19 protein-coding genes are annotated in these 23,106 nt (G+C 59.8%); 8 read left to right on the top strand and 11 right to left on the bottom strand.

The genetic code is table 11. From position 1 onward, the window contains the following. Nucleotides 1-56 precede the first annotated feature (56 nt). Entirely contained in the window at nt 57-404 is a 348-nt protein-coding gene (locus tag MRBLRC7O_RS12025; protein WP_003505199.1) for a hypothetical protein, read from the bottom strand. Between MRBLRC7O_RS12025 and MRBLRC7O_RS12020 the strand changes: the two genes are divergently transcribed. The 3 genes from MRBLRC7O_RS12020 to fdxA all read left to right on the top strand — a co-directional run bounded on the left by MRBLRC7O_RS12020 (nt 403) and on the right by fdxA (nt 4,401). Then, nucleotides 403-3,483: a helicase-related protein gene (locus MRBLRC7O_RS12020; protein ID WP_003505197.1), complete on the top strand. Its 3,081-nt coding sequence runs from the start codon at nt 403-405 to the stop codon at nt 3,481-3,483. The genes MRBLRC7O_RS12025 and MRBLRC7O_RS12020 overlap by 2 nt on opposite strands. A 4-nt stretch (nt 3,484-3,487) precedes the next feature. Further along, nucleotides 3,488-3,904 (top strand): RNA-binding S4 domain-containing protein, encoded by a 417-nt coding sequence (locus MRBLRC7O_RS12015; protein ID WP_003505195.1) that lies wholly within the window; start codon nt 3,488-3,490, stop codon nt 3,902-3,904. 158 nt (nt 3,905-4,062) lie between these two features. Next, entirely contained in the window at nt 4,063-4,401 is a 339-nt protein-coding gene (fdxA, locus tag MRBLRC7O_RS12010) for a ferredoxin FdxA (RefSeq protein WP_003505193.1), read from the top strand. A gap of 71 nt (nt 4,402-4,472) precedes the next feature. On the opposite strand, the gene holA is transcribed toward fdxA, so the two are convergent. Genes holA through leuS form a run of 3 tightly spaced genes read right to left on the bottom strand, consistent with a single transcriptional unit; the run spans nt 4,473 to nt 8,690 of the window. Further along, nucleotides 4,473-5,510, bottom strand: a complete 1,038-nt coding sequence (gene holA / locus MRBLRC7O_RS12005) for a DNA polymerase III subunit delta (RefSeq protein WP_003505192.1) — start codon at nt 5,508-5,510, stop codon at nt 4,473-4,475. 11 nt (nt 5,511-5,521) lie between these two features. Continuing rightward, nucleotides 5,522-6,067, bottom strand: coding sequence for an LPS assembly lipoprotein LptE (locus MRBLRC7O_RS12000; protein WP_003505190.1), 546 nt, complete (start codon nt 6,065-6,067; stop codon nt 5,522-5,524). After that, a complete protein-coding gene (leuS, locus tag MRBLRC7O_RS11995; RefSeq protein ID WP_003505188.1) occupies nt 6,060-8,690 on the bottom strand; it encodes a leucine--tRNA ligase in 2,631 nt (876 codons plus the stop codon). Before leuS ends, MRBLRC7O_RS12000 begins: the two co-directional genes overlap by 8 nt. Nucleotides 8,691-8,883: 193 nt before the next feature. Between leuS and MRBLRC7O_RS11990 the strand changes: the two genes are divergently transcribed. Next, complete coding sequence (locus MRBLRC7O_RS11990) at nt 8,884-9,543, top strand: YggS family pyridoxal phosphate-dependent enzyme (RefSeq protein ID WP_367727432.1); 660 nt, start codon at nt 8,884-8,886, stop codon at nt 9,541-9,543. 57 nt (nt 9,544-9,600) lie between these two features. Here MRBLRC7O_RS11990 and MRBLRC7O_RS11985 read toward each other — a convergent pair whose 3' ends face one another. After that, complete coding sequence (locus MRBLRC7O_RS11985) at nt 9,601-10,302, bottom strand: DUF1013 domain-containing protein (protein ID WP_003505184.1); 702 nt, start codon at nt 10,300-10,302, stop codon at nt 9,601-9,603. A gap of 233 nt (nt 10,303-10,535) precedes the next feature. On the opposite strand from MRBLRC7O_RS11985, the gene acs reads away from it, so the two are divergent. Continuing rightward, nucleotides 10,536-12,488 carry an acetate--CoA ligase gene (acs, locus tag MRBLRC7O_RS11980; protein ID WP_080866486.1) on the top strand — a complete coding sequence of 651 codons (1,953 nt, stop codon included), beginning with the start codon at nt 10,536-10,538 and terminating at the stop codon, nt 12,486-12,488. A gap of 107 nt (nt 12,489-12,595) precedes the next feature. On the opposite strand, the gene MRBLRC7O_RS11975 is transcribed toward acs, so the two are convergent. From MRBLRC7O_RS11975 to MRBLRC7O_RS11950, 6 genes are all read right to left on the bottom strand, one after another. Continuing rightward, nucleotides 12,596-13,603 carry a TRAP transporter substrate-binding protein gene (locus MRBLRC7O_RS11975; RefSeq protein ID WP_080866485.1) on the bottom strand — a complete coding sequence of 336 codons (1,008 nt, stop codon included), beginning with the start codon at nt 13,601-13,603 and terminating at the stop codon, nt 12,596-12,598. 39 nt (nt 13,604-13,642) lie between these two features. Further along, nucleotides 13,643-14,920, bottom strand: a complete 1,278-nt coding sequence (locus MRBLRC7O_RS11970; RefSeq protein ID WP_003505178.1) for a TRAP transporter large permease — start codon at nt 14,918-14,920, stop codon at nt 13,643-13,645. Nucleotides 14,921-14,924: 4 nt separating this feature from the next. Further along, nucleotides 14,925-15,455: a TRAP transporter small permease gene (locus MRBLRC7O_RS11965; protein WP_003505177.1), complete on the bottom strand. Its 531-nt coding sequence runs from the start codon at nt 15,453-15,455 to the stop codon at nt 14,925-14,927. A gap of 21 nt (nt 15,456-15,476) precedes the next feature. Next, complete coding sequence (locus MRBLRC7O_RS11960; RefSeq protein WP_003505175.1) at nt 15,477-16,637, bottom strand: fumarylacetoacetate hydrolase family protein; 1,161 nt, start codon at nt 16,635-16,637, stop codon at nt 15,477-15,479. Between the two features lie 203 nt (nt 16,638-16,840). Next, on the bottom strand, nt 16,841-17,557 hold the full coding sequence (locus MRBLRC7O_RS11955; protein WP_003505172.1) for a FadR/GntR family transcriptional regulator: 717 nt from the start codon (nt 17,555-17,557) through the stop codon (nt 16,841-16,843). A gap of 117 nt (nt 17,558-17,674) precedes the next feature. Then, entirely contained in the window at nt 17,675-19,120 is a 1,446-nt protein-coding gene (locus MRBLRC7O_RS11950; RefSeq protein WP_080866484.1) for an FAD-binding oxidoreductase, read from the bottom strand. Between the two features lie 200 nt (nt 19,121-19,320). On the opposite strand from MRBLRC7O_RS11950, the gene denD reads away from it, so the two are divergent. The 3 genes from denD to MRBLRC7O_RS11935 are packed head-to-tail and all read left to right on the top strand — an operon-like array spanning nt 19,321 to nt 23,000. Then, nucleotides 19,321-20,307 (top strand): D-erythronate dehydrogenase, encoded by a 987-nt coding sequence (denD, locus tag MRBLRC7O_RS11945; protein ID WP_003505170.1) that lies wholly within the window; start codon nt 19,321-19,323, stop codon nt 20,305-20,307. Next, nucleotides 20,304-21,206 carry an NAD(P)-dependent oxidoreductase gene (locus MRBLRC7O_RS11940; RefSeq protein WP_003505160.1) on the top strand — a complete coding sequence of 301 codons (903 nt, stop codon included), beginning with the start codon at nt 20,304-20,306 and terminating at the stop codon, nt 21,204-21,206. Before denD ends, MRBLRC7O_RS11940 begins: the two co-directional genes overlap by 4 nt. Nucleotides 21,207-21,215: 9 nt before the next feature. Continuing rightward, entirely contained in the window at nt 21,216-23,000 is a 1,785-nt protein-coding gene (locus MRBLRC7O_RS11935; RefSeq protein ID WP_080864123.1) for an IlvD/Edd family dehydratase, read from the top strand. Nucleotides 23,001-23,106: the final 106 nt, after the last annotated feature.

Here is a 23,106-nt window from a genome sequence, read left to right as displayed (position 1 = left end):
TATCCCGGTATTTTCTGCCCCGACGCCCTTCCGTAAAGATGAATCCGGCCAAGGACTTATCCGGATTCATAATCTGGTATGGTCTGCGCGCTCGCCAACCAGATATTGCGGAGAACAAAAGCTGAATCATGCGGAGTCAGCGATTCGTATTCGATTCGTTCGCAGACTGTTCCGTAGCCGAATCGATTCGATTTTCGCCGGATTCTTTTTGTTTCTTCAACTTGCTGAATCTGCACGGAAAATTCCGTGGATCGGTCGCCTTGCGCCACTTTGCGGGCAAGGCCTATTGCCTTTGTCAGCGGGCGTTGCCATGTGTGGTGCGTGCGGCCCGCATCAGCAATGGTGAGCGGCACGGCAAGCAGATGAAGTCGATTCGCGGATAGTACGTTGAATTTTCGCCCCATGATCCTGAGCGGCCGCGGTGTCACGGCCGTTCTCGGCCCCACCAATACCGGCAAGACCCATTACGCGATCGAGCGGATGGTCGCGCATGGCAGCGGTGTCATCGGCCTACCGCTGCGTCTTCTGGCGCGGGAGGTCTATACCCGCCTCGTTGAAAAGGTTGGGGCGCCGAATGTGGCGCTGATTACCGGCGAAGAAAAGATTTCACCTCCCAAAGCCAAATATTCCGTCTGCACGGTTGAAGCCATGCCGCGCGAGACGACGGCCGCCTTCGTCGCGATCGACGAGGTGCAGCTGGCGGGTGATCTCGAGCGCGGGCATATCTTCACCGACCGGGTGCTGCATCTGCGCGGGCGGGAGGAAACGCTGCTGCTCGGCGCGGGCACGATGCGCCCTATCCTCGAAAAGCTGCTGCCCGGAATTACCGTGGTGGAACGTCCGCGCCTGTCGCAGCTTTTTTATGCGGGTCAGAAGAAGATAACCCGTCTGCCACAGCGCACGGCGATCGTCGCTTTTTCCGCCGATGAGGTCTATGCCATTGCCGAACTGGTGCGCCGCCAGCGCGGTGGCGCAGCCGTGGTGCTGGGTGCGCTTTCGCCACGCACGCGCAATGCGCAGGTGGGTCTCTACCAGTCCGGCGATGTCGAATATCTTGTCGCGACGGACGCCATCGGCATGGGTCTCAACCTCGATGTCGATCATGTCGCCTTCGCACAGGACCGCAAATTCGACGGTTATCAGTTCCGCAATCTCAATCCCGGCGAGATCGGCCAGATTGCCGGCCGCGCCGGTCGCCACCTTCGCGACGGTACATTCGGTGTGACGGGGCGTGTCGATCCGTTCGATGACGAATTGGTGGAGCGGATCGAAACCCATCAGTTCGACGCGGTGAAGGTGCTGCAATGGCGGACGAAAAATTTCGATTTTTCCTCCATCGCCAATCTGCGCCTGAGCCTCGACGCCGCACCGGCGATCCAGGGACTTTCGCGCGCTCTGCCGGCAATTGACCAGCAGGCGCTGGAATATCTGTCGCGTTATCCTGAGATCATTGATGTGACGACCACCGATTCGCGGGTGGAAAAGCTCTGGGAGGCCTGCGCGCTGCCCGATTATCGCCGCATCGCCCCCGCACAGCATGCCGACCTGATCTCCACGCTCTATTTCGACCTCGTCAAACGGGGGGCGGTGAATGAGGATTTCATGGCCGAGCAGGTGCGCCGCGCCGACCGGACGGATGGAGAGATCGATACCTTGTCTGCGAGGATTGCGCAGATCAGAACATGGACTTATGTATCGAACCGCCCAGGATGGCTTGCCGATCCGACACACTGGCAAGAAAAGACTCGGGAAATCGAGGATCGATTGTCCGATGCGCTACATGAAAGGTTGACGAAACGCTTTGTTGATCGCAGGACATCTGTGCTCATGAGGCGCCTGAGAGAGAATGCGATGCTTGAAGCTGAAATCAGTGTAAATGGTGATGTCTTTGTAGAAGGACATCACGTCGGCCAGTTGGCCGGGTTCCGGTTCACGCCGGTGCCGGGAATGGAAGGGCCGGATCAGAAGGCCGTGCAGGCTGCGGCGCAGAAGGCGCTCGCGCTCGAATACGAGGCGCGTGCTGCGCGTCTGCATGCCAGTGGAAATGGCGATCTCGCTTTGAGCTCCGATGGTCTGGTTCGCTGGTTGGGCGAGCCGGTAGCCCGCCTTTCGGCCGGCGACAACATCATGAAGCCGCGGGTGATCCTGCTTGCCGACGAGCAGTTGAGCGGCAATGCCCGTGATCACGCGCTGGCGCGCGTCGAGCGTTTCGTCAATCATCAGATTGCGACCGTGCTGAAGCCGCTGGACGATATTTCCCGCGCTGAAGACCTTCAGGGTCTGGCGAAGGGCCTGGCGTTCCAGCTGGTCGAAAATCTTGGCGTGCTGTTCCGCCGCGACGTTGCCGAAGACGTGAAGTCTCTCGACCAGGACGCGCGCGCCTCCATGCGCCGTTACGGCGTGCGTTTCGGCGCCTACCATGTTTTCCTGCCCGCGCTGCTCAAGCCCGCTCCGGCGGAGCTCGTCACGCTGCTCTGGGCTTTGAAGAATGATGGCCTTGGCAAGCCGGGTTATGGTGATCTCATTCCGGTGCTTGCCGCCGGCCGTACCTCGGTCGTCACCGATGCCAGCTTCGAGCGCATGTTCTATAAGCTCGCCGGTTTCCGTTTCCTCGGAAAGCGCGCCGTGCGTATCGACATTCTCGAGCGTCTGGCTGATCTCATCCGTCCGCTCCTGCAGTGGAAGCCCGGCCAGCAGCCGCGTCCGGAAGGCGCCTATGACGGTCGCCGTTTCACGACCACGACGGCCATGCTTTCCATTCTCGGCGCGACGCTCGACGACATGGAAGAAATTCTGAAGGGCCTTGGTTACCGCGCCGACCAGGTGACGGCGGAAGAGGCGCAGGCCTTCCTCGCCAGTCACGCCGGTGCCTCTGCCCCGGTTGCTGCAGAAGCGGCGACGGCAGAAGAGGAAAGCATCGAGACCGAGGAGCACGAGCCGGCTTCCGAAGAGCAGGTGTCCGAAACGGCGACTGTTGCGGAAGGCGAAGCTGCCGAGGCGCCGGTTGCGGAAGCTGCCAGCGAAGAGGCTGCTGCAGCCGAGGCTGCGTCGGAAAACGCCGAGGCCGCCGAGCCCAAGCCTGTCCTTCTGTGGCGTCCGGGTGGTCGCAACGAAAATCAGCGTGGCGAAAACCGTCGTCCCGGCAATCGCGGTCAAGGCCGTGGTGAGGGAGCCCGCGAACAGGGTGAGCGTCGCGGTGAAGGCCGTCCCGGCAATCGTGACGGTGCAAACCGCGAAGCTGCCAATCGCAGTGGCGACGGCGAGCGCAAGCGTGATGGCGGACGTCCCGACCGTGGCAACAACCGCAACAATGATCGTCATGATCGCGGGGAGCGCAAGGACCGGCCGGAACGCAATGACCGTGGCGGAAAGCCGCAGGGGCAGCAGCGCTTCGAAGCCAAGCCGCCGCGCAAGGAGAAGCCGCTCGATCCGGATTCACCTTTCGCAAAGCTCGCTGCTCTCAAGGAGCAGCTGAAGAAGTAAGCCTATGGGAAGCAGCGAACAGCCACTGGAAAGCACGCGACAGCGTCTGGACAAGTGGCTGTTCTTTGCCCGTATGGCCAAGTCCCGTTCGCTTGCCCAAGGCTACATTCAGTCGGGCCACGTCAAGGTCAACGGGGTTACCATCCGCCAGCCCAGCCATGCGGTGAAGGCGGGTGACAGGCTCGATATCGGTTTCGAGCGCATGGACAAGTTGCTCGTCGTCAAGTCCGGCGGAACACGGCGTGGGCCCTATGAGGAAGCCAGACTTCTCTATGACGACCAAACACCGCCACGGGAACCTTCCGACAGGCTGACGCCTCTCGAGCAGGCGTTGCGCCAGCCGGGCAGCGGGCGTCCGACTAAAAAAGAGCGCAGGGCGCTCGACAGGTTTCTGTCTGATAGCGACGGAAGCAAAGATTAGAATAAACCTCCAAGTCGCACCCGTTTTTCAGAATTGTTTATCCTTGCTATCTGTAGTCAAAGGCATTACGTCACTTGCGAAATTGCCCTGTCTGAATTCCGGGCGACGGCTTGTGTTCCGAAGCCCAAAGACCCGGCCTGCATATTCTGGAGTTCATCATGACATATGTCGTGACCGACAATTGCATCCGCTGCAAATATACCGATTGCGTTGAGGTCTGCCCCGTCGACTGCTTTTACGAGGGTGAAAATTTCCTCGCGATCAATCCCGATGAATGCATCGATTGTGGTGTGTGCGAACCGGAATGTCCCGCCGAGGCTATCAAGCCCGATACGGAGCCGGGTCTCGACAAGTGGCTGAAGCTCAATGCCGAATATGCGGCAATCTGGCCGAACATCACAATCAAGCGTGACCCGATGGCGGAAGCCAAGGAAATGGACGGCGTTGAAGGCAAGCTGGAGCTTTATTTCTCTGCCGAGCCCGGTAAGGGCGACTGACCTCGGATTTACGAAGGTCCTGTACAAATATTTGAAAAGCCCTCGTTGCACCCAGCACGAGGGCTTTTTGTTTATCCGCCGCGGCCGGACTGCAGCGTGGTGGAGAGCAATGTCAGAAGGGCCACGCTTTCCTCCAGGCTTTGCCGCTGGCGGCTTTGCAGGATGGCGGCCTGCAGACGGTTCATCTCGCGGGCAATCGCCGCTGGCTGCCAAGTTCGCAGCGCTCTTTCGATGACGGGTTTTCTGCGGAAGTGGATGTGGCGTCCAAGCGTCTGCATGACCTGGCCGGCCTGCAGTTTTTTCTCATCCATTTCGGCCCGCATCTGGTCGAGCAGCTGGAATTGCTTGAGGCATCCCTGGAGCACAAGGAAGATCGGCGTCTTCGAAGAGACGATCTTCTGCGTCGCATGGAAAAAGGCGTTTCTGTCGCCTTTCAGGATGGCGTCAACGGCATCGTCGGCGGAGACCGTGCTGGCATCGCCGATAATGGAGAGAACGTCGTCTTCTTCGACCACGTCCGCGCCACGGCAATAGAGCGCGAGCTTACGGATTTCATTGCGCGAAGCGATACGGTCGCCGCCGAGCGATTCTATCAGCCTCTGCCGCGCAGCAGGCGCGATGCGGAGATTGTCTGCGGATAGTTCCTGATCGATCAGTGCATTCAGCGAGCGGGCATCGTCGGCATAACAGGGGATCGCGGCGATGGAGCGCGCAGGCTCCGCGATCTTGCGCAGTCCGGTACCTTTTTTGACATCGCCCGCTTCGATGATCAGGAAGCTCGCTTCCGGCGGCGTTTCCGCCAGAATCTGGAGGGCATCCACCAGCGCCTTTTCGGCGGAGGCACCTTTGACCCAGACGAGTTTTTCACCGCCGAAAAGACCGATGGCGTTCACTTCATCGAGCAGGCGGCCAGGGTCGCCCTGCAGATCGGATGCGGTCAGCTTTAGCGATGCGAAAGCGTCGTCGGGATCGATGCCGGTCTTTTTGGCGATGAGGGTCGCCCGTTCCGATACGAGGCCGCGATCCGGGCCGTAGAGCACGAAAACGCGAAAGCGCTCCGCCGGATTTTCGGCGAAGCGCTCGAATTCATGGGACTTTATCTCCGTCACGGCCGCCGCTCTCAGCGGCCGAGTGTGGCGGCGATATCGGTGCGGATGATTTCAGCCAGTTCCCGGGCGGCACGATTCTCGGCGTCGCGAGTTGCACGGATCTTGGCGAATTCCTGCTGCGGCAAGTCCACCTGCGCCGTCACGCTGCGGCGTGCAGAGCGCAGAATCTGACCGTCGGAAACGCGCGTCAGCACATATTGACCGCTCATCACGACACGGCCGGGATAGGGGCCGTCGTAATTGTTGTTCGCGCGGGTCGTCAGGTCGTAGTTCTGCACTTCCGTTGACGTGGCGCTCGAGCTTACAAAAACTTTGACGTTATATTGCGCCGTGGCCGGTTGGCCCGCGCCGCCGGCCATCAGAAAGATCAGCTGATTGCGGACTTCCTGCCCGACTCTGCCACCGGTCTCGGAGACGCTGACAGCCGCCAGCCTCTCCTTCGTTCCGGAAGCCTCGCCATAAAGCGGGCGCACCTGGCATCCTGCCAGAAGACCAGCCATCGTCACGACGGAAATCGCTGCCGCGACGCGGCTCCATCTTGAAAAAACGTCAGACAACAATGTTCACAATCCTCTGCGGAACCACGATGACTTTTTTGGGCTCGCCACCGGCAAGAATCGATTTGACGGCATCCAGCGCAAGGGCGGCCGTTCGGACCGCATCTTGATCCGCATCGCGCGCGATTGTCAATTCGCCACGCTTCTTGCCATTGACCTGCACGGGCATGACCACGTCGTTTTCCTCGACCAGCGAAGCGACGAAGCTTGGCCATGGTGTCTGGGCCACGAGGCCCGTATTGCCCAGCGCCGACCAGCATTCTTCCGCCAGATGCGGTGTCATCGGGGCAATGATGCGGATGAGGATTTCGACGGCGTCGCGCGCCGCTGCCTTGACGTCGTCAGGCTTGCCGCCAGAAGCAACATCGGCGAGCGGACCGGCCAGCGCATTGACCAGTTCGTAGATGCGGGCGATGGCCTTGTTGAAGGCGAGCTTGTCCAGATCTTCCTGGACAGCCTTCAGTGTCTTGTGGGCCGCCTTGGAGGCTGCCAGCCCTTCACCTTCGGTTGCCGGCTTCGGCTTCACGCCCTTCAACTGTTCGGCTGCTTCGCCAATGATCCGCCAGACGCGCTGAACGAATCGGTTTGCACCTTCCACACCGGCTTCAGACCAGATGACGTCGCGATCAGGTGGCGAATCCGAGAGAACGAAGAAGCGTGCGGTATCCGCCCCGTAGGATGCGATGATATCGTCAGGGTCGACCACGTTCTTCTTAGACTTCGACATCTTCTCGATGGAGCCGATCTTCACCTCTTCGCCGGAAGAGAGCAGGAAGGCGCGGCGCGCGCCGTCGTTTTCCTCGATCCGCAGTTCGGCAGGCGGCACCCATTCACGCGTTGTGCCTTCACCGCGGCTGTAAGTCTCGTGGACCACCATGCCCTGGGTGAACAGGCCCTTGAAGGGTTCCTTGACATCCACATGCCCTGTTTCGCGCATCGCACGGGTGAAGAAGCGCGAATAGAGCAGGTGCAGGATGGCATGCTCGATACCGCCGATATATTGATCCACCGGCAGCCAGTGGTTGGCGACCTTCGGGTCGGTCGGTGCGTCTTCCCACGGCGCGGTGAAGCGCGTGTAATACCAGCTGGAATCGACGAATGTATCCATCGTATCCGTTTCGCGGCGTGCGTCATGGCCGCATTGCGGGCAGGAGACATGGCGCCATGTGGGGTGCCGGTCCAGCGGGTTGCCGGGCACATCGAAAGTCACGTCGTCGGGCAGCTTGACCGGCAGGTCCTTTTTCGGAACCGGCACCACGCCGCAGACTTCGCAATGGATGACCGGGATAGGGCAACCCCAGTAACGCTGGCGGGAAATGCCCCAGTCGCGCAGGCGGAAATTGACCTTGCGCTCGGCCTGCGGCGTGTTGCCCAGCATCTCAGCAGAGAGCTTCTGCACGACCGCCTCAAAAGCGTCCGTCGTATTCATGCCGTTCAGGAAGCCGGAATTGATCATCACGCCATCATCGGTGAAGGCGGTGTCTTCGATGGTGAAGCTTGCGGCATCCGGACCTTCCGGTGCGACGACGGCGACGACCGGCAGGCCGTATTTGCGGGCGAAATCCAGATCGCGCTGGTCGCCGGAGGGGCAGCCGAAGATCGCGCCGGTGCCATAGTCCATCAACACGAAGTTGGCGACATAGACCGGCAGTTCCCATGTCGGGTCCAGCGGGTGCACGACCTTGACGCCGGTATCGATACCCTTCTTTTCCGCCGTTTCCAGCGCTGCCAAGGAGGTGCCATGGCGACGGCATTCGTCGCAGAACTCGGCAATCGCAGGATTCTGCGCAGACAGTTCCCGCGCCAGCGGATGGTCGGCGGCGATCGCCAGGAAGGATGCGCCGAACAGCGTGTCCGGGCGCGTCGTATAGACGGTGATGTCGGAGAAACCTTCCGGCGCCGTCTCAGCGACGGTCTGCCAGCGCAGCGACAACCCCTCGGAACGACCGATCCAGTTTTTCTGCATCAGGCGCACTTTTTCCGGCCATTGATCCAGCGTATCCAGCTCGTCCAGCAGGTCCTGGCTGAAATCGGTGATGCGGAAGAACCATTGCGTCAGTTCGCGCTGTTCCACCAGCGCGCCGGAACGCCAGCCGCGGCCGTCGATCACCTGCTCATTGGCGAGAACAGTGTGGTCGACCGGGTCCCAGTTGACCTTGGACTGCTTGCGATAGACCAGACCCTTTTCCATGAAATCGACGAACAGCGCCTGCTGGCGATGGTAATATTCCACGTCACAGGTGGCGAATTCGCGGGTCCAGTCCAGCGACAGGCCCATGGATTTCAGCTGGCCGCGCATGGTGGCGATGTTCTGGTAGGTCCAGTCCTTCGGATGAACCTTGTTCTGCATGGCGGCATTTTCGGCAGGCATGCCGAAGGCGTCCCAGCCCATCGGATGCAGGACGTTGAAACCACGGGCACGCTTGTAGCGGGCGACGACGTCGCCCATGGCGTAGTTGCGGACATGGCCCATATGGATGCGTCCTGATGGATAAGGAAACATCTCTAGAACGTAATACTTCTCACGCGGATCGCTGTTGTCGGTGACGAAAACCTTGTCTTCGTTCCATTTCTGCTGCCAGCGCGGCTCGGCGTCGCGAGGATTGTAACGTTCGATGGCCATTGTTTAGAATTCCGCGTATCGAGGGGAAAAATTTGCGCTGACCTTCACCATGAAACGACCGGGGCGTCAAGTTTGGCGGGGCATTCGGGCGTTCAATCTTGGCCAGCGTGCCTCAAATGGTGCTAAACCCGCTTGGCATCAAGGCAATCGGCGTCTAGTTAGCGTTGCGAATGGTTCAAATGAAGGTCTTGTGATGGAAATCGAAGCACGTCTTGAGGATGTCAGGCAACGCATTGGTGATGTCGCGGAAAAATCCGGCCGCAAGCCTGCGGATGTTGCCCTCGTCGCGGTCTCGAAGACCTTTGATGCGGAAGCTATCCAGCCGGTCATCGATGCCGGCCAGCGTGTGTTCGGCGAAAACCGTGTGCAGGAAGCGCAGGGCAAGTGGCCGGCGCTGAAAGAGAAGGCTGACGGCATAGAGTTGCATCTGATCGGCCCGTTGCAATCCAACAAGGCGGCGGATGCCGTGGCGCTGTTTGATGTCGTCGAGAGCGTCGACCGCGAAAAGATCGCCCGCGCGCTTGCCGAGGAATGCGGCAAGCAGGACCGCAGCCTTCGGTTTTATGTTCAGGTCAATACCGGGCTTGAGCTGCAAAAGGCGGGCATCGATCCGCGTGAGACCGTTGCTTTCGTGGCCTTTTGCCGGGATGAGCTGAAATTGCAGATCGAGGGATTGATGTGCATTCCGCCGGCCGATGAAAATCCCGGCCCGCATTTTGCGCTGCTGGCGAAGCTTGCCAGGGAGTGCGGCCTTGAGAAGCTTTCCATGGGCATGTCGGGCGATTTCGAAACCGCCGTCGAATTCGGCGCGACCAGTGTGCGTGTAGGTTCTGCCATCTTCGGTACGCGATAAGGCCATAAACAAAAAACCCGGCGCTGAGGCCGGGTTTCAAGCATTCGAAAACGTCGATCAGTACTGATCGTCCTCGTCTTCGTCCTTCTGCGTGGATTTCAGCGAGGAGAGCTTCTTGAAGACCGCATCGGCGTCGATCTGTTCGTCTTCTTCGCGCTGGAGGTTGTAATCCAGACCTTCGGTCACGGTTGCCGGCTGCAGCGTGTTGTCCAGCTCTTCGGCTGTCGGCAGCGGGCGGCCGCGCGAGGCGCGTTCGACTTCAAGGTCGAGGTCGATCTGGCTGCAGAGGCCGAGCGTTACCGGATCCATCGGCGTCAGGTTTGCCGAGTTCCAGTGGGTACGGTCGCGAATCTGCTCGATCGTCGATTTCGTGGTGCCGACGAGACGCGAAATCTGCGCATCCTTCAGTTCCGGGTGGTTGCGAACGAGCCAGAGAATAGCGTTCGGACGGTCCTGACGCTTGGAAACCGGCGTGTAGCGCGGGCCACGGCGCTTGGATTCCGGCACGCGGACCTTCGGCTCGGAAAGCTTCAGCTTATGGTTCGGATTGGCTTCGGCGCGGGCGATTTCGTCGCGGGAAAGCTGTCCGGTTGCGATCGGATCGAGGCCCTTGATGCCCTGCGCGGCTTCACCGTCGGCAATTGCCTTGACTTCAAGCGGATGCAGTTTGCAGAACGTGGCGATCTGATCGAACGACAGCGCGGTGTTGTCAACCAGCCATACAGCCGTAGCTTTTGGCATGAGCAATTGTTGAGCCATAGATACAGTCCTTCTGTCCGTCCGCGCCGGTGTCGCGGGCGTGGTATCAACCACTGATTTCCGGGATATTGGCGCTCTATAACCGGATTGCATCATAATTGCAATTCTTTGCGAAACAAATGACCTTTGTCTAATTGCCGTGCGCATTTGAACTGCTATGAATTCAACACATGCCTGAGGTGGGAGTCTCAAGGTCACGCATATCTAGCCATATCTGGTTCCAGGAGGAGTTCATGTCTGCCAAAATCTACCCGGTTCTCAAATCGGCGAAGGCCCGCACGCTCATCGACAATGAGCGTTACCAGAAATGGTATCAGGAGAGCGTCGAGGATCCGGAAAAGTTCTGGGACAAGCACGGCCGGCGGATCGACTGGTTCAAGCCCTATACCAAGGTCAAGAATACGTCCTTCAAGGGTAGGGTGCCGATCAAGTGGTTCGAGGACGGCCTCACCAACGTCTCCTATAACTGTATCGACCGTCACCTGAAGACGCATGGCGAGCGCACGGCGATCATCTGGGAAGGCGACAATCCCTATATCGACAAGAAGATCACCTATAACCAGCTCTATGATTATGTCTGCCGTCTTGCGAATGTGCTGAAGAAGCACGGCGTCAAGAAGGGTGACCGCGTCACCATCTATATGCCGATGATACCCGAGGCGGCTTATGCGATGCTCGCCTGCGCCCGTATCGGCGCCATCCATTCGGTCGTCTTTGGCGGCTTTTCGCCCGAAGCGCTGGCGGGCCGCATCGTTGACTGCCAGTCCACCTTCGTCATCACCTGCGATGAGGGCGTGCGCGGCGGCAAGCCTATCCCCCTTAAGGAAAATACCGACAAGGCGATCGATATCGCCGCCAAGCAATATGTCATCGTTAACAAGGTTCTGGTGGTGCGCCGCACCGGCGGCAAGACCGGCTGGGCTCCCGGCCGCGACATCTGGTACCATCAGGAAATCGCCACCGTTAAGCCGGATTGCCCGCCGGTGAAGATGCGCGCTGAAGACCCGCTGTTCATCCTTTATACCTCCGGCTCTACCGGCAAGCCGAAGGGCGTGCTGCACACGACTGGCGGTTATCTCGTCTATACGTCGATGACGCATGAATATGTCTTCGACTACAAGGATGGAGAGGTCTTTTGGTGTACCGCCGATGTCGGCTGGGTCACCGGACACTCTTATATTGTCTATGGGCCGCTTGCGAATTGCGCGACGACGCTGATGTTCGAAGGCGTTCCCAACTTCCCCGATCAGGGCCGGTTCTGGGAAGTCATCGACAAGCACAAGGTCAATATCTTCTACACGGCGCCGACGGCGCTCAGATCGCTGATGGGGGCGGGCGACCAGTTCGTTCAGCGCTCGTCGCGCTCCAGCATCCGTCTTCTTGGCACGGTGGGTGAGCCGATCAACCCGGAAGCATGGGAGTGGTATTACCATGTGGTCGGCGAAGACAAGAGCCCGATCGTCGACACCTGGTGGCAGACGGAGACCGGCGGCATTCTCATCTCGCCGCTGCCGGGTGCGACCGATCTGAAACCTGGCTCGGCGACGAGGCCGTTCTTCGGCGTGCAGCCGCAACTTGTCGATGCCGAAGGCAACGTGCTGGAAGGGCCGGCTGACGGCAATCTCTGCATCATCGACAGCTGGCCGGGCCAGTCGCGCTCCGTCTATGGCGATCATCAGCGCTTCATCGATACGTATTTCTCGACCTACAAGGGCAAATACTTCACCGGTGACGGCTGCCGTCGTGATGAGGACGGTTATTACTGGATCACCGGCCGCGTCGATGACGTGCTGAACGTTTCCGGTCATCGCCTTGGCACGGCCGAAGTGGAATCGGCGCTGGTGTCGCATCATCAGGTTTCGGAAGCGGCCGTGGTCGGTTATCCGCATCCCATCAAGGGACAGGGCATTTATTGTTATGTCACGTTGATGGCGGGCCAGAATGGCGACTATGCGCTGCGCGAGGAGCTGGTGAAACACGTGCGCAACGAGATCGGGCCGGTTGCGACACCTGACAAGATCCAGTTCGCGCCGGGCCTGCCCAAGACCCGTTCCGGCAAGATCATGCGGCGTATCCTGCGCAAGATCGCCGAGGACGACTTTGGTGCGCTGGGGGATACATCGACGCTCGCCGATCCGGCGGTGGTCGAAGACCTCGTCGCCAACCGGCAGAACCGCACGGCGTGATCTTTTGAAAAGGCTGCTTCGGCAGCCTTTTTTCTGTCGGCCATTTTCACAAACAAAAACACCCGGAGGTGGAACCTCCGGGTGTTTTCAATTTTATCCGGTAAGGATTACTGGCCGCGGATCTTCTTCAGGTCCGCCAGAACGGCGTCAACGACGTCAGCGCCGATTTCAGCCTTGTGCTTTTCGTACACGACCATCGACTTTTCGCGAATACGGGTCTGCTCTTCCGGAGACAGCGTGTTCACTTCGAGACCGGCAGCCTTGATCTTTTCCAGCGACTTCTGGTTCAGTTCGCGGATGACCTTGCGTTCTTCGTTACGGCCGACGACTGCGCATTCACGCAGGGCCGTCTGCTCTTCGGGCGTGTAGCTGTCGAAGATCGGCTTGGAGAAGAGGAAGAGGAACGGCGTATAGGCGTGGTTCGTCTCGGTGATGTACTTCTGCACCTCGTAGAACTTGGAGGTGTCGATCGTAACATAGGGGTTTTCCTGTGCGTCGATCGCGTTGGTTTCAAGCGCCGAGAACACCTCACCGAAGGCCATCGGCGTTGCGTTGGCGCCGAGGTTCTGGAAGGTGTCGAGGAAGATGTTGTTCTGCATCACGCGGACCTTGAGGCCCGAGAAATCTTCCCACTTGTTCACGGCATGCTTGGAGTTGGACAGGTTGCGGAAACCGTTTTCCCAGTAGGCGAGGTTCACGAGACCCTGCTCTTCCAGCTTCTTGTTCATCATGTCGCCGAAGGCGCCGTCCATGACGGCATCGGCTTCCTTGTCGTTCGCAAAGAGGAACGGCAGGTCGAAGACGCCGAGCGACGGGATGAGGCCGACGAGCGGCGAGGACGAGGTTACGACAGCTTCCTGAACGCCGGAGCGCAGGGCCTGCGTTGCCTGAAGGTCGCCGCCAAGCGCGCCGCCCCAGAATGCCGTGAGCTTCAGCTTGCCGCCGGATTTGTCATCGAGGCAGGCCTGCATGGCCTTGATGCCGTTGCCAACCGGGTGGTCCTGGTTGATGCCGTTCGAAACGCGGATGTTACGGCTGTTGAATTCGGCCATTGCCGGGGCAGCGGCGCCAACGGCGAAGGCAATCGCTGTAGTGGTCAGAAGAAGCTTTCTCATAATATCCTCCCTTGGATTGTGGTCGAGAAAAAGTATCGATTAACGAAGGTACTGCAGCGGAACCATGACGATGTCAGGGAATATCACCAGCAGCGCCAGCACGATGGTTTCGGCGACGAGGAACGGCCAGACGCCGATTGTGACCTTGCCGAGCGGGATGCGGCCGACACCACTGACGACGTTCAGCACGACGCCAACCGGAGGGGTAATCAGGCCGATGGCGTTGTTGATGATGAAGAGTACACCGAAATAGACCGGGTCGATGCCTGCCTGCTTGATTATGGGCATCAGAACAGGCGTCAGGATCAGGATGGTCGGGGTCAGGTCGAGCGCGGTTCCGACGATGAAGACCAACACCATGATGACGATCATCAGAAGCATCGGACGGTCGATCAGCGGCTCGATATAGCCTGCGACTTCGTTCGGAATGTTCGCCGCCGTGATGAGCCACGCGGAGACGAGTGCAGCGCAGACGAGGAACATGATGATCGAGGTGCTCTTGGCGGCGCGCAGAAGCACGTGGAACAGGTCCGCCGGCTTCAGTTCGCGGTAAATCACCATGCCGACGAACAGCGCGTAAGCGGCAGCGACGACGGCGGCCTCCGTCGGTGTCATGATGCCGGCCTTGATGCCGCCGAGGATGATGACGGGCATGCCGAGCGCCCAGCCGGCGCGGGCGGTTGCGACGAGACGTTCCTTGGCTGTGGTTCTCGGCAGCGGCTTGATGTCATCCTTGCGAACGACGATCAGCCAGGCGACGATCAGCGAAATGCCCATCAGAATGCCGGGAACGATACCTGCCAGGAAGAGCTGGGTGATCGAGACGTTTGCGGCGACGCCGAAAACGATGAAGGCCATGGACGGGGGGATCACCGGTGCGATGATGCCACCTGCAGCGATGAGGCCGCCGGAGCGCGGAATATTGTAACCGGCCTTCGCCATCATCGGGATGAGGATTGCGGCAAGGGCTGCGGTATCGGCTGCCGCCGAACCCGAGATGCTGGCCATGATGATGGCCGCCACGATGGCAACGATGCCGAGACCGCCCCTGATATGACCAACGCAGGCGATGGCGAAATCAATGATGCGGCGCGACAGGCCGCCCGAATTCATCAATTCGCCAGCCAGAATGAAGAACGGGATGGCCAGCAGCGTGAAGGTATCCGCGCCCGAAATCATGTTCTGGGCGATGATCGCAGTGTTGAACATGCCCATGTACCACATGAGCACGACGCCGCAGAACATCAGCGAGAAAGCGACGGGAACGCCAATCGCCATGGCTCCCAGGAGAGAGCCGACAAAAACGAGAAGTGTCATGGTATCAGCGCTCCGAAAGCTGTTCGATCGTCAGGTTCTCGCCCGCAAACTGGGCGATTTCGTCCTCTGTCACGCGGCCTGTCAAAAGACGGTAGAGGCGTTCCAGCGCGATGATGAACATCAGGCCGCCGGTGAACATGCCGATGCCATAGACCCAGATCATCGAAAGCTTGGTGACGGGGGCATGCATGCTGGCGTTGATGCCTGACTGCTTCCAGGTTCCCCAGAAGAAGATGGCGGAACAGGCCAGAATGATGATGTTCGACGCGATCATGCAGACGATGCGGGCACGGCGCGACAGGAACATCACCAGCGTTTCAATGCCCATGTGGCTGTTCTCACGGAAGGTGAGCACGGCGCCGAGGAAGGTCAGCCACACGAAGAAATAGCGCGACAGTTCTTCCGAGACGTTGATGCCGGAATTCATCGAGTAACGCATGACGACGTTGACGAAGACCATGATCGACATGCCGGCGAGCAGCAGGACGAGAATGATTTCGAGAATCCGGTAAAAGAGATTGATGGTCTTTTGCATTTTCCCCTCCCGAAGAAATATCTAGAGCAGCCCTCGTTTCGCCAGGTTGCGCATCAGGGCCGCGGTGCCGAATGTCCATTCCGGGCATTCGTCAGTCGTCGTGACCCAGTTGATAAGCTTACCGAGCTTGGGCGTGGAGATTTCGACACGGTCCCCCTTTGAATGGGTGAAACCGAGACCTGGTCCATGGCGGTCCTTTACCGGCGCGAACATCGTGCCAAGGAAAAAGACGGCACCGTCAGGATATTGATGGTTGCGGTTCAAAAGCTGCGACGCAAGGTTTTCCGGCGTGCGGCTGATCGCCTCCATGGGGCTGGCGCCCGTCATGGTGAAACCGTCTTCGCCTTCGACCAGAAGCGAGATCTGCGACTTCTTCACATCTTCAATGGTGAAGTTGCCGTCGAACAGGCGGATGAAAGGACCGATCGCGCAGGAGGCGTTGTTGTCCTTGGCCTTGCTGAGCAGCAGGGCGGAACGGCCTTCGAAATCGCGCAGGTTGACGTCGTTGCCAAGCGTTGCGCCGATGATGCGGCCATCGGAGGTAATGGCCAGCACCACTTCCGGTTCCGGGTTGTTCCACTGCGATTTCGGGTGAACGCCGATCAGGGCGCCGCAGCCCACCGAGGCCATGGCCTGCGCCTTGGAGAAGATCTCCGCATCGGGGCCGATACCTACTTCCAGATATTGCGACCACAGGCCCATTTCCTGGAGCAGTTTCTTGACTTCGGCGGCTTTTTCCGAGCCGGCCTCAAGTCCCTTGAGATTGTCGCCGAGAACCGGGGCCAGCCGCCCGCGAATTTCCTGCGCGCGCAGCGGATCGCCCTTGGCCTGCTCTTCGATCACCCGTTCCAGCATGCTGTCGGCAAAGGTGACGCCTGCAGCCTTGACGGCCTGAATGTCATTGGGGGCAAGAAGTTCGCCGGCGGAACCGTCCAGAAACGCCTCCAGCGCACCGAGTGCGACGAATGTACCGGTGTCGGCGAGCCGCTCCACCAGATCCGTGTTTTCCAGAAGTTCGGACATGGTCGGGGAAAGCGAAGTGAGGTCATAAAGCACGCCGCCCTTGAGCAGGACGGGGCAGGGGCCGCCCTCGCTTTTCGACCAGACGCGGCCGACGAGCAGCGCGTTTTCGAAATCTTCAGGCAAAATTGCAGTAGCGTCGATGGACCTTGTGCCGGTCATGTAGTCCTCCCCTTCAGCATCCGACAGGCCGCCTCCTGCGGTCTTATTGTCTGGATGTCTGACAACTTAATCCCATTCTTCTTAGTATGACTTTTGCTACGAGTCTAGCGGCCTTGCCGACAAATTTGTCGTCTTTCGCGTCTCAATTCCCGGAAAGCCGTAAACCTGTCCTATAGCTTTGCCGGCGTGGTCTTTCGCTGCTCTCAGAAGATATCCAGTTCGAGATTGACCCGGCTTGCGGCGCCGATCAGATGCTTGCGCATGGCGTTCTTGGCAGCAGCGGCGTCTGCCTTCTCGACGGCCTCATAGATTGCCACATGTTCGGCGATCGTCACCTCGAGAATTTCGCCAAAAACCGCGCGGGAGAATGCGATGTTGATCGCGGAACTGATGCGTTCCGCGATGAAGCCGAGGAACATCAGAAAATATTCGTTCTGCGTCGCTTCCGCCAGAATGCGGTGAAAGTCGAGATCGGCAGCAACGCCTTCCGTTGACCAGTCATCGGCGGTTTTCATCTTTTCCAAAGCGGCCGCCAGCCGCGTCAGTTGCTGTGGGCTGCGATGCAGTGCGGCCAGACCCGCCGCCTCTATTTCCAGAGGCATGCGAAGCTGGAAAAGATCGCGGAAATTTTCCGGGTCGTTCAGCCGGGAGCGTTCGATGCGGATGGATAGTCTCTGCCGGGGATCGGTGACGAATGCGCCCACGCCCTGCCGGGTTTCGACAAAACCCTCGTTGCGCAATTGCGCGATCGCTTCGCGGATGACCGAGCGGCTGACCCCGAAGGTCTTCGCCAGAACATGTTCGGTTGGCAGCCTGTCGCCAGGGCCGAGCTTCGAATCATTGATTTCGCGCGCGATCTCCGCGGCGATCCGGCCGGGCAGATGGTCGTTGCGATGTATCTGATTGAACTCCAGCGTCATGGTTGCTCCCGTTCCACAGAAACGATTGGTTCTTTTTCCCGCGGCAGGCGACTTCCTCCTTCGCCTTCAGCGGGGTTTTCAAAGGCGGCGTTTTCAGCCGCCTTTACCGTTCCTCGATTAGCTATCCGGTTGCAGGGTTATCTGGCAACCGGGATTCATCCGCAAATCGGGGTCGAAGGTGTTTTTCAAACCCGTGATCATCCGGCGCTGCACATCGGATAGCCGGCTTTCGAAATCGGAACGCTTCAGACGGCCGATGCCGTGCTCGGCGCTGATGCTGCCGACGTAGCGGTCGAGGACCTCGTTGACGAGTGTCTTGGACTTATAGATGAACGCTTCGCGCTCTTCCGGCGTCGAACCGTTCGGCGGCAGCACGTTGAGGTGGACGTTTCCGTCTCCGACATGGCCGTAGGAAACCGCGAGGCACTCCGGCAGTTTTTCCGCCAGTTCCGCCTCGGCTTCAGCCACGAAGGCCGCGAGTTTCGACAGCGGCACGGAAATATCGGTGCGCATATGGCTGCCGCGCAGCGCCTGGCCTTCGTTCATGCCCTCGCGGAACAGCCAAAGCGATTGTGCCTGTGCGCGTGAGGAAGCGATGACGCCGTCCAGCACCAGCCCGTCTTCCATGACGCCCTCTAGGAAACGCCCCATAAGGTCGGCTGTGTCCACCAAACCGGAGCCGGAAATTTCCATCAGCACATAGGCCGGGTAATCGCCGGCGATCGGCATTTTGAGGTCGGGGATCGCCTCAATCGCCAGTGTGAAGGCAACCGGCGGCATGAATTCGAAGGCGGACATCAGGTCGCAGCATTCGCGGCGGGCGCGGCGGTAAAGCTTGATGGCATCGTCAAGCGAATTGAGGCCGAGCAGCGCCGTTTCGACATGTTCGGGATTGGGGTAAAGCTTGACGGCAACGGCGGTGATAATGCCGAGCGTTCCTTCCGCGCCGATGAACAGCTGCTTCAGGTCAATGCCGCGATTGTCCTTGCGCAACGTCGACAGTCCGTTCCAGACGGTGCCATCGGGCAGGACCACTTCGAGACCCAGCACCAGCTCGCGGGTCATGCCGTAACGCAGAACGTTGATGCCGCCGGCATTGGTGGAAACATTGCCGCCGATGCGGCAGCTGCCCTGCGCGCCGAGCGACAGCGGGAAGAACATTCCCTTGTCCTGCACCGCATCCTTGAATTCCGACAGAATGCAGCCGGCTTCCACGACGGCGGAAAAATCGTCGCTGTCTATGGTGCGGATGGCGTTCATGCGCTCAAGGCTCAGCACAACCTGACGCTTCGGCGCATCGGGAATGCCGCCGAGCACCAGTCCGGTATTGCCGCCCTGAGGAATGATGGCGAGATCGAGTTCGGCGCAGGCGCGAACGGTGTCGGAGACTTCCTTGGTCGATCGAGGGCGGATCACGGCCACGGCCGAACTTGTGACGTCGCCGTGCCAGTCGCGGCAATAACGCAGCATGTCTTCCTGCGATGTCAGCAGCAAAGCCTCGCCCAGACTGTTCTTCAACGAGACCCGCAACTCCTCGATATCGTGTTCGCTCACGATCGTCATTCCACCCTCTCCGTCCAATCCGCCCTAAAATATCCGGGCAAAGGTCTTTCGCCCTTGCTTTTGCCGGTTTGTGAAAAAATACTATTTTCAACTCGATCATATAAGGTTATCAGACAACCTTACAAGCTAATTTATCGGTCGGCTGGCCGATGATGTTTTTTCGGTCTCGGGAGAATGACCGGGACAAAGAGGAGGAAGACATGCATATCGCAATCATCGGCGCCGCAGGTATGGTTGGCCGCAAGCTGACGCAGCGTCTCGTCAAGGACGGGTCGCTCGGTGGCAGGCCGATCGACAGGTTCACGCTTATCGACGTGTTCCAGCCTGAAGCGCCCGCCGGCTTCTCCGGTGCGGTTGATGCGCGGGCGGCCGATCTGTCCGCGCCGGGCGAAGCTGAAAAGCTGGTCGAAGCCCGCCCCGATGCCATCTTCCACCTCGCTGCCATCGTGTCCGGTGAAGCCGAACTCGATTTCGACAAGGGCTACCGCATCAATCTCGATGGCACGCGTTATCTCTTCGACGCCATCCGCATTGCCAACGGCAAGGATGGTTACAAGCCGCGCGTGGTCTTCACCTCGTCGATCGCCGTCTTCGGTGCGCCGCTCCCTTATCCGATCCCGGATGAATTCCACACCACGCCGCTGACCAGCTACGGTACGCAAAAGGCAATTTGCGAATTGCTGCTGTCCGATTACAGCCGTCGCGGTTTCTTCGATGGCATCGGCATTCGCCTGCCGACCATCTGCATTCGCCCAGGCAAGCCGAACGCGGCTGCCTCCGGCTTTTTCTCCAATATCCTGCGCGAGCCGCTGGTAGGCCAGGAAGCGGTTCTGCCGGTGCCGGAAAGCATTCGCCACTGGCATGCCTCGCCGCGTTCCGCCGTCGGTTTCCTCATCCATGGCGCCACGATCGACGTCGAAAAGGTCGGTCCGCGCCGCAACCTGTCGATGCCGGGTCTCAGCGCCACAGTCGGCGAACAGATCGAAGCGCTGCGCAAGGTTGCTGGCGAAAAAGCTGTTGCTCTCATCCGCCGAGAGCCGAACGAGATGATCATGCGCATGTGTGAGGGCTGGGCGCCCGGTTTTGAGGCCAAGCGCGCCCGGGAGCTGGGCTTCACGGCTGAAAGCTCCTTCGAAGAGATCATTCAGGTTCATATCGAGGACGAGCTGGGAGGTTCACTGAAATGAGTGTTGGCGGGGAGGAGAAGAAGCGGTCTGTCGCCTTTATCGGCACGGGCCTGATGGGCGGGCCGATGGCCCGGCGTCTTCTGGGCGCCGGCTTTTCGGTTACGGTCTGGAACCGCAGCGTTGATAAGGCCGAGGCTCTGGTTGCCGATGGTGCGGTTCTCGCAGCATCTCCGGCGGAGGCCGCCAAGGGTGCCGATATCGTCATCACCATGCTGAGCGACGGCAAGGCCGTGGGCGAAGTACTGTTTGAGGCCGGTGTGGCCGAAGCGCTGAAAAAGGGCGCTGTTGTCATCGACAGCAGCTCGATTGCGCCGCCGATCGCGCGCGAGCATTCCTCCCGGCTTGAGGCGCTCGGTATTCATCACGTCGATGCCCCGGTTTCCGGCGGTGTGCCGGGTGCGACGGCCGGTACGCTCGCCATCATGGTCGGTGGCGACGAGGTGCTGATCTCGGGTCTTGCGGATGTCTTCGCGCCGATGGGCCGGCTTACCTATGTCGGTCCCTCGGGTGCCGGCCAGCTCTGCAAGCTCGCCAACCAGCAGATCGTTGCCATCACCATCGGCGCGGTTGCCGAGGCGATGATGCTGGTGGAAGCGGGCGGTGCATCCCGTGAAGGTTTCCGCAACGCCATACGTGGTGGTTTCGCCGAAAGCCGGATTCTGGAACTGCATGGCGAACGCATGGTGAAGCGTAACTTCGTGCCGGGCGGTCCGTCCAAATTCCAGCTCAAGGATCTGAACGGCGTGCTGGCAACGGCGAAGGACCTGTCACTTACCCTGCCGCTCACCCAGCAGGTGACGCGGGAATTCGATGATTTCGTCGGCGATGGCGGGGCGGATATCGACCATAGCGGCATCCTGCTTTACCTCGAAAAACTCAACAACCGCGAACAGGGCTGAAGCGATCTCATGAGCGACGACAAGACACCCATGCGCCGCCTGCGGTCCCAGGACTGGTTCGACAACCCTGACCATCTCGACATGACGGCGCTCTATCTGGAGCGCTTCATGAATTACGGTGTGACGCCGGAAGAACTGCGTTCCGGCAAGCCGGTTATCGGCATCGCCCAGAGCGGCAGTGACCTGACGCCCTGCAACCGCGTCCATGTGGAACTGGTCAAGCGGGTGCGTGACGGCATCCGCGATGCGGGCGGTATTCCCATCGAGTTTCCGACCCATCCGATGTTCGAGAACTGCAAGCGCCCGACGGCGGCGCTTGACCGCAATCTGGCCTATCTCAGCCTCGTGGAAGTGCTCTACGGTTACCCGCTCGACGGCGTCGTTCTGACCACGGGCTGCGACAAGACCACGCCTTCGGCGCTGATGGCGGCAAGCACCGTCGATATTCCGGCCATCGTTCTATCTGGCGGGCCGATGCTTGACGGGTATCATGACGGTGATCTCGTTGGTTCCGGTACCGTCATCTGGCGCATGCGCCGCAAATACGGCGCCGGTGAAATCACCCGCGAGGAATTTCTGCAGGCGGCGCTCGAATCCGCTCCTTCGGTCGGTCACTGCAACACCATGGGCACGGCTTCGACCATGAATGCCATTGCCGAAGCGCTCGGCATGTCGCTGACCGGCTGCGGCGCAATCCCGGCCGCTTACCGCGAACGCGGCCAGATGGCCTATCGCACCGGCCGCCGCGCCGTCGAACTGGTTGTCGAGAATATCAAGCCTTCCGACATCATGACGCGCGAGGCGTTTTTGAACGCGATCCGCGTCAATTCGGCAATCGGCGGATCGACCAATGCCCAGCCGCATCTGGCAGCAATGGCCAAGCATGCAGGCGTCGAGCTTCGTGAAGAGGACTGGCAGGTCCACGGTTACGACATTCCGCTGCTTGCCAATGTCCAGCCCGCCGGCAAATGGTTGGGCGAGAAATACCACCGCGCCGGCGGTACGCCCGCCATCATGTGGGAGCTTCTGCAAGCGGGCAAGCTCGAGGGAAGCTGTCCGACCGTGACCGGCAAAACGGTGGCGGAAAATCTGGACGGGCGGGAATCGACCGACCGCGACGTGATCTTGCCTTACGATAAGCCGCTCAAGGAACGGGCCGGGTTCCTCGTCCTCAAGGGCAATCTGTTTGATTTCGCCATCATGAAGACGAGCGTTATCTCGGCGGAATTCCGTCAGCGTTATCTGAGCGAGCCGGGCCGCGAGGGCATTTTCGAGGGCAAGTGTGTGGTGTTCGATGGTTCGGAAGACTATCACGCCCGCATCAATGATCCATCTCTCGATATCGACGAACGCACCATTCTCGTCATTCGTGGTGCGGGGCCGCTCGGTTGGCCGGGTTCGGCTGAGGTCGTGAACATGCAGCCGCCGGATGCGCTCCTGAAAAAAGGCATCACCAGCCTGCCGACGATCGGCGATGGCCGGCAATCGGGAACGGCGGACAGCCCGTCGATCCTCAACGCCTCGCCGGAAAGTGCCGCAGGCGGCGGGCTGGCATGGCTCCGCACGGGCGATGTGATCCGCATCGACTTCAACAAAGGCGAGTGCAATGCGCTGGTGCCGGATGAGGAGCTTGCGGCCCGCAAGGCTGACGGCATTCCCGCTGTTCCCGCGGATGCGACGCCCTGGCAGCGCATTTATCGTCAGTCGGTGACCCAGCTTTCGGACGGCGCGGTTCTGGAAGGAGCTGCGGATTTCCGCCGGATCGCCGAGAAGATGCCCCGGCACAATCATTGATCGCACCTGACAAAAATCCCCGGCCACGTCCGGGGATTTTTCCTTTCGGACTGTTTCGCATTTGATTGCGACCTCCTAATGTATCCGCGAATCCGCGTTACATCCG

Origin of the sequence: Agrobacterium radiobacter, assembly GCF_040801995.1 — a bacterium.
Taxonomy (GTDB): Bacteria; Pseudomonadota; Alphaproteobacteria; order Rhizobiales; family Rhizobiaceae; genus Agrobacterium; species Agrobacterium radiobacter.
Note: the sequence above shows the minus strand (reverse complement) of the source record. Positions and strands in the feature narration are given on the sequence as shown.

Coding starts and splice junctions, on each gene's coding strand:
- MRBLRC7O_RS12020 (WP_003505197.1), top strand. CDS start 403: ATGATCCTGAGCGGCCGCGGTGTCACGGCCGTTCTCGGCCCCACCAAT.
- fdxA (WP_003505193.1), top strand. CDS start 4,063: ATGACATATGTCGTGACCGACAATTGCATCCGCTGCAAATATACCGAT.
- MRBLRC7O_RS12025 (WP_003505199.1), bottom strand. CDS start 404: ATGGGGCGAAAATTCAACGTACTATCCGCGAATCGACTTCATCTGCTT.
- MRBLRC7O_RS12015 (WP_003505195.1), top strand. CDS start 3,488: ATGGGAAGCAGCGAACAGCCACTGGAAAGCACGCGACAGCGTCTGGAC.
- MRBLRC7O_RS11950 (WP_080866484.1), bottom strand. CDS start 19,120: ATGACGATCGTGAGCGAACACGATATCGAGGAGTTGCGGGTCTCGTTG.
- MRBLRC7O_RS11985 (WP_003505184.1), bottom strand. CDS start 10,302: ATGGCTCAACAATTGCTCATGCCAAAAGCTACGGCTGTATGGCTGGTT.
- MRBLRC7O_RS11970 (WP_003505178.1), bottom strand. CDS start 14,920: ATGACACTTCTCGTTTTTGTCGGCTCTCTCCTGGGAGCCATGGCGATT.
- MRBLRC7O_RS11990 (WP_367727432.1), top strand. CDS start 8,884: ATGGAAATCGAAGCACGTCTTGAGGATGTCAGGCAACGCATTGGTGAT.
- MRBLRC7O_RS11935 (WP_080864123.1), top strand. CDS start 21,216: ATGAGCGACGACAAGACACCCATGCGCCGCCTGCGGTCCCAGGACTGG.
- leuS (WP_003505188.1), bottom strand. CDS start 8,690: ATGGCCATCGAACGTTACAATCCTCGCGACGCCGAGCCGCGCTGGCAG.
- MRBLRC7O_RS11940 (WP_003505160.1), top strand. CDS start 20,304: ATGAGTGTTGGCGGGGAGGAGAAGAAGCGGTCTGTCGCCTTTATCGGC.
- MRBLRC7O_RS11965 (WP_003505177.1), bottom strand. CDS start 15,455: ATGCAAAAGACCATCAATCTCTTTTACCGGATTCTCGAAATCATTCTC.
- MRBLRC7O_RS11955 (WP_003505172.1), bottom strand. CDS start 17,557: ATGACGCTGGAGTTCAATCAGATACATCGCAACGACCATCTGCCCGGC.
- acs (WP_080866486.1), top strand. CDS start 10,536: ATGTCTGCCAAAATCTACCCGGTTCTCAAATCGGCGAAGGCCCGCACG.
- denD (WP_003505170.1), top strand. CDS start 19,321: ATGCATATCGCAATCATCGGCGCCGCAGGTATGGTTGGCCGCAAGCTG.
- MRBLRC7O_RS11960 (WP_003505175.1), bottom strand. CDS start 16,637: ATGACCGGCACAAGGTCCATCGACGCTACTGCAATTTTGCCTGAAGAT.
- MRBLRC7O_RS11975 (WP_080866485.1), bottom strand. CDS start 13,603: ATGAGAAAGCTTCTTCTGACCACTACAGCGATTGCCTTCGCCGTTGGC.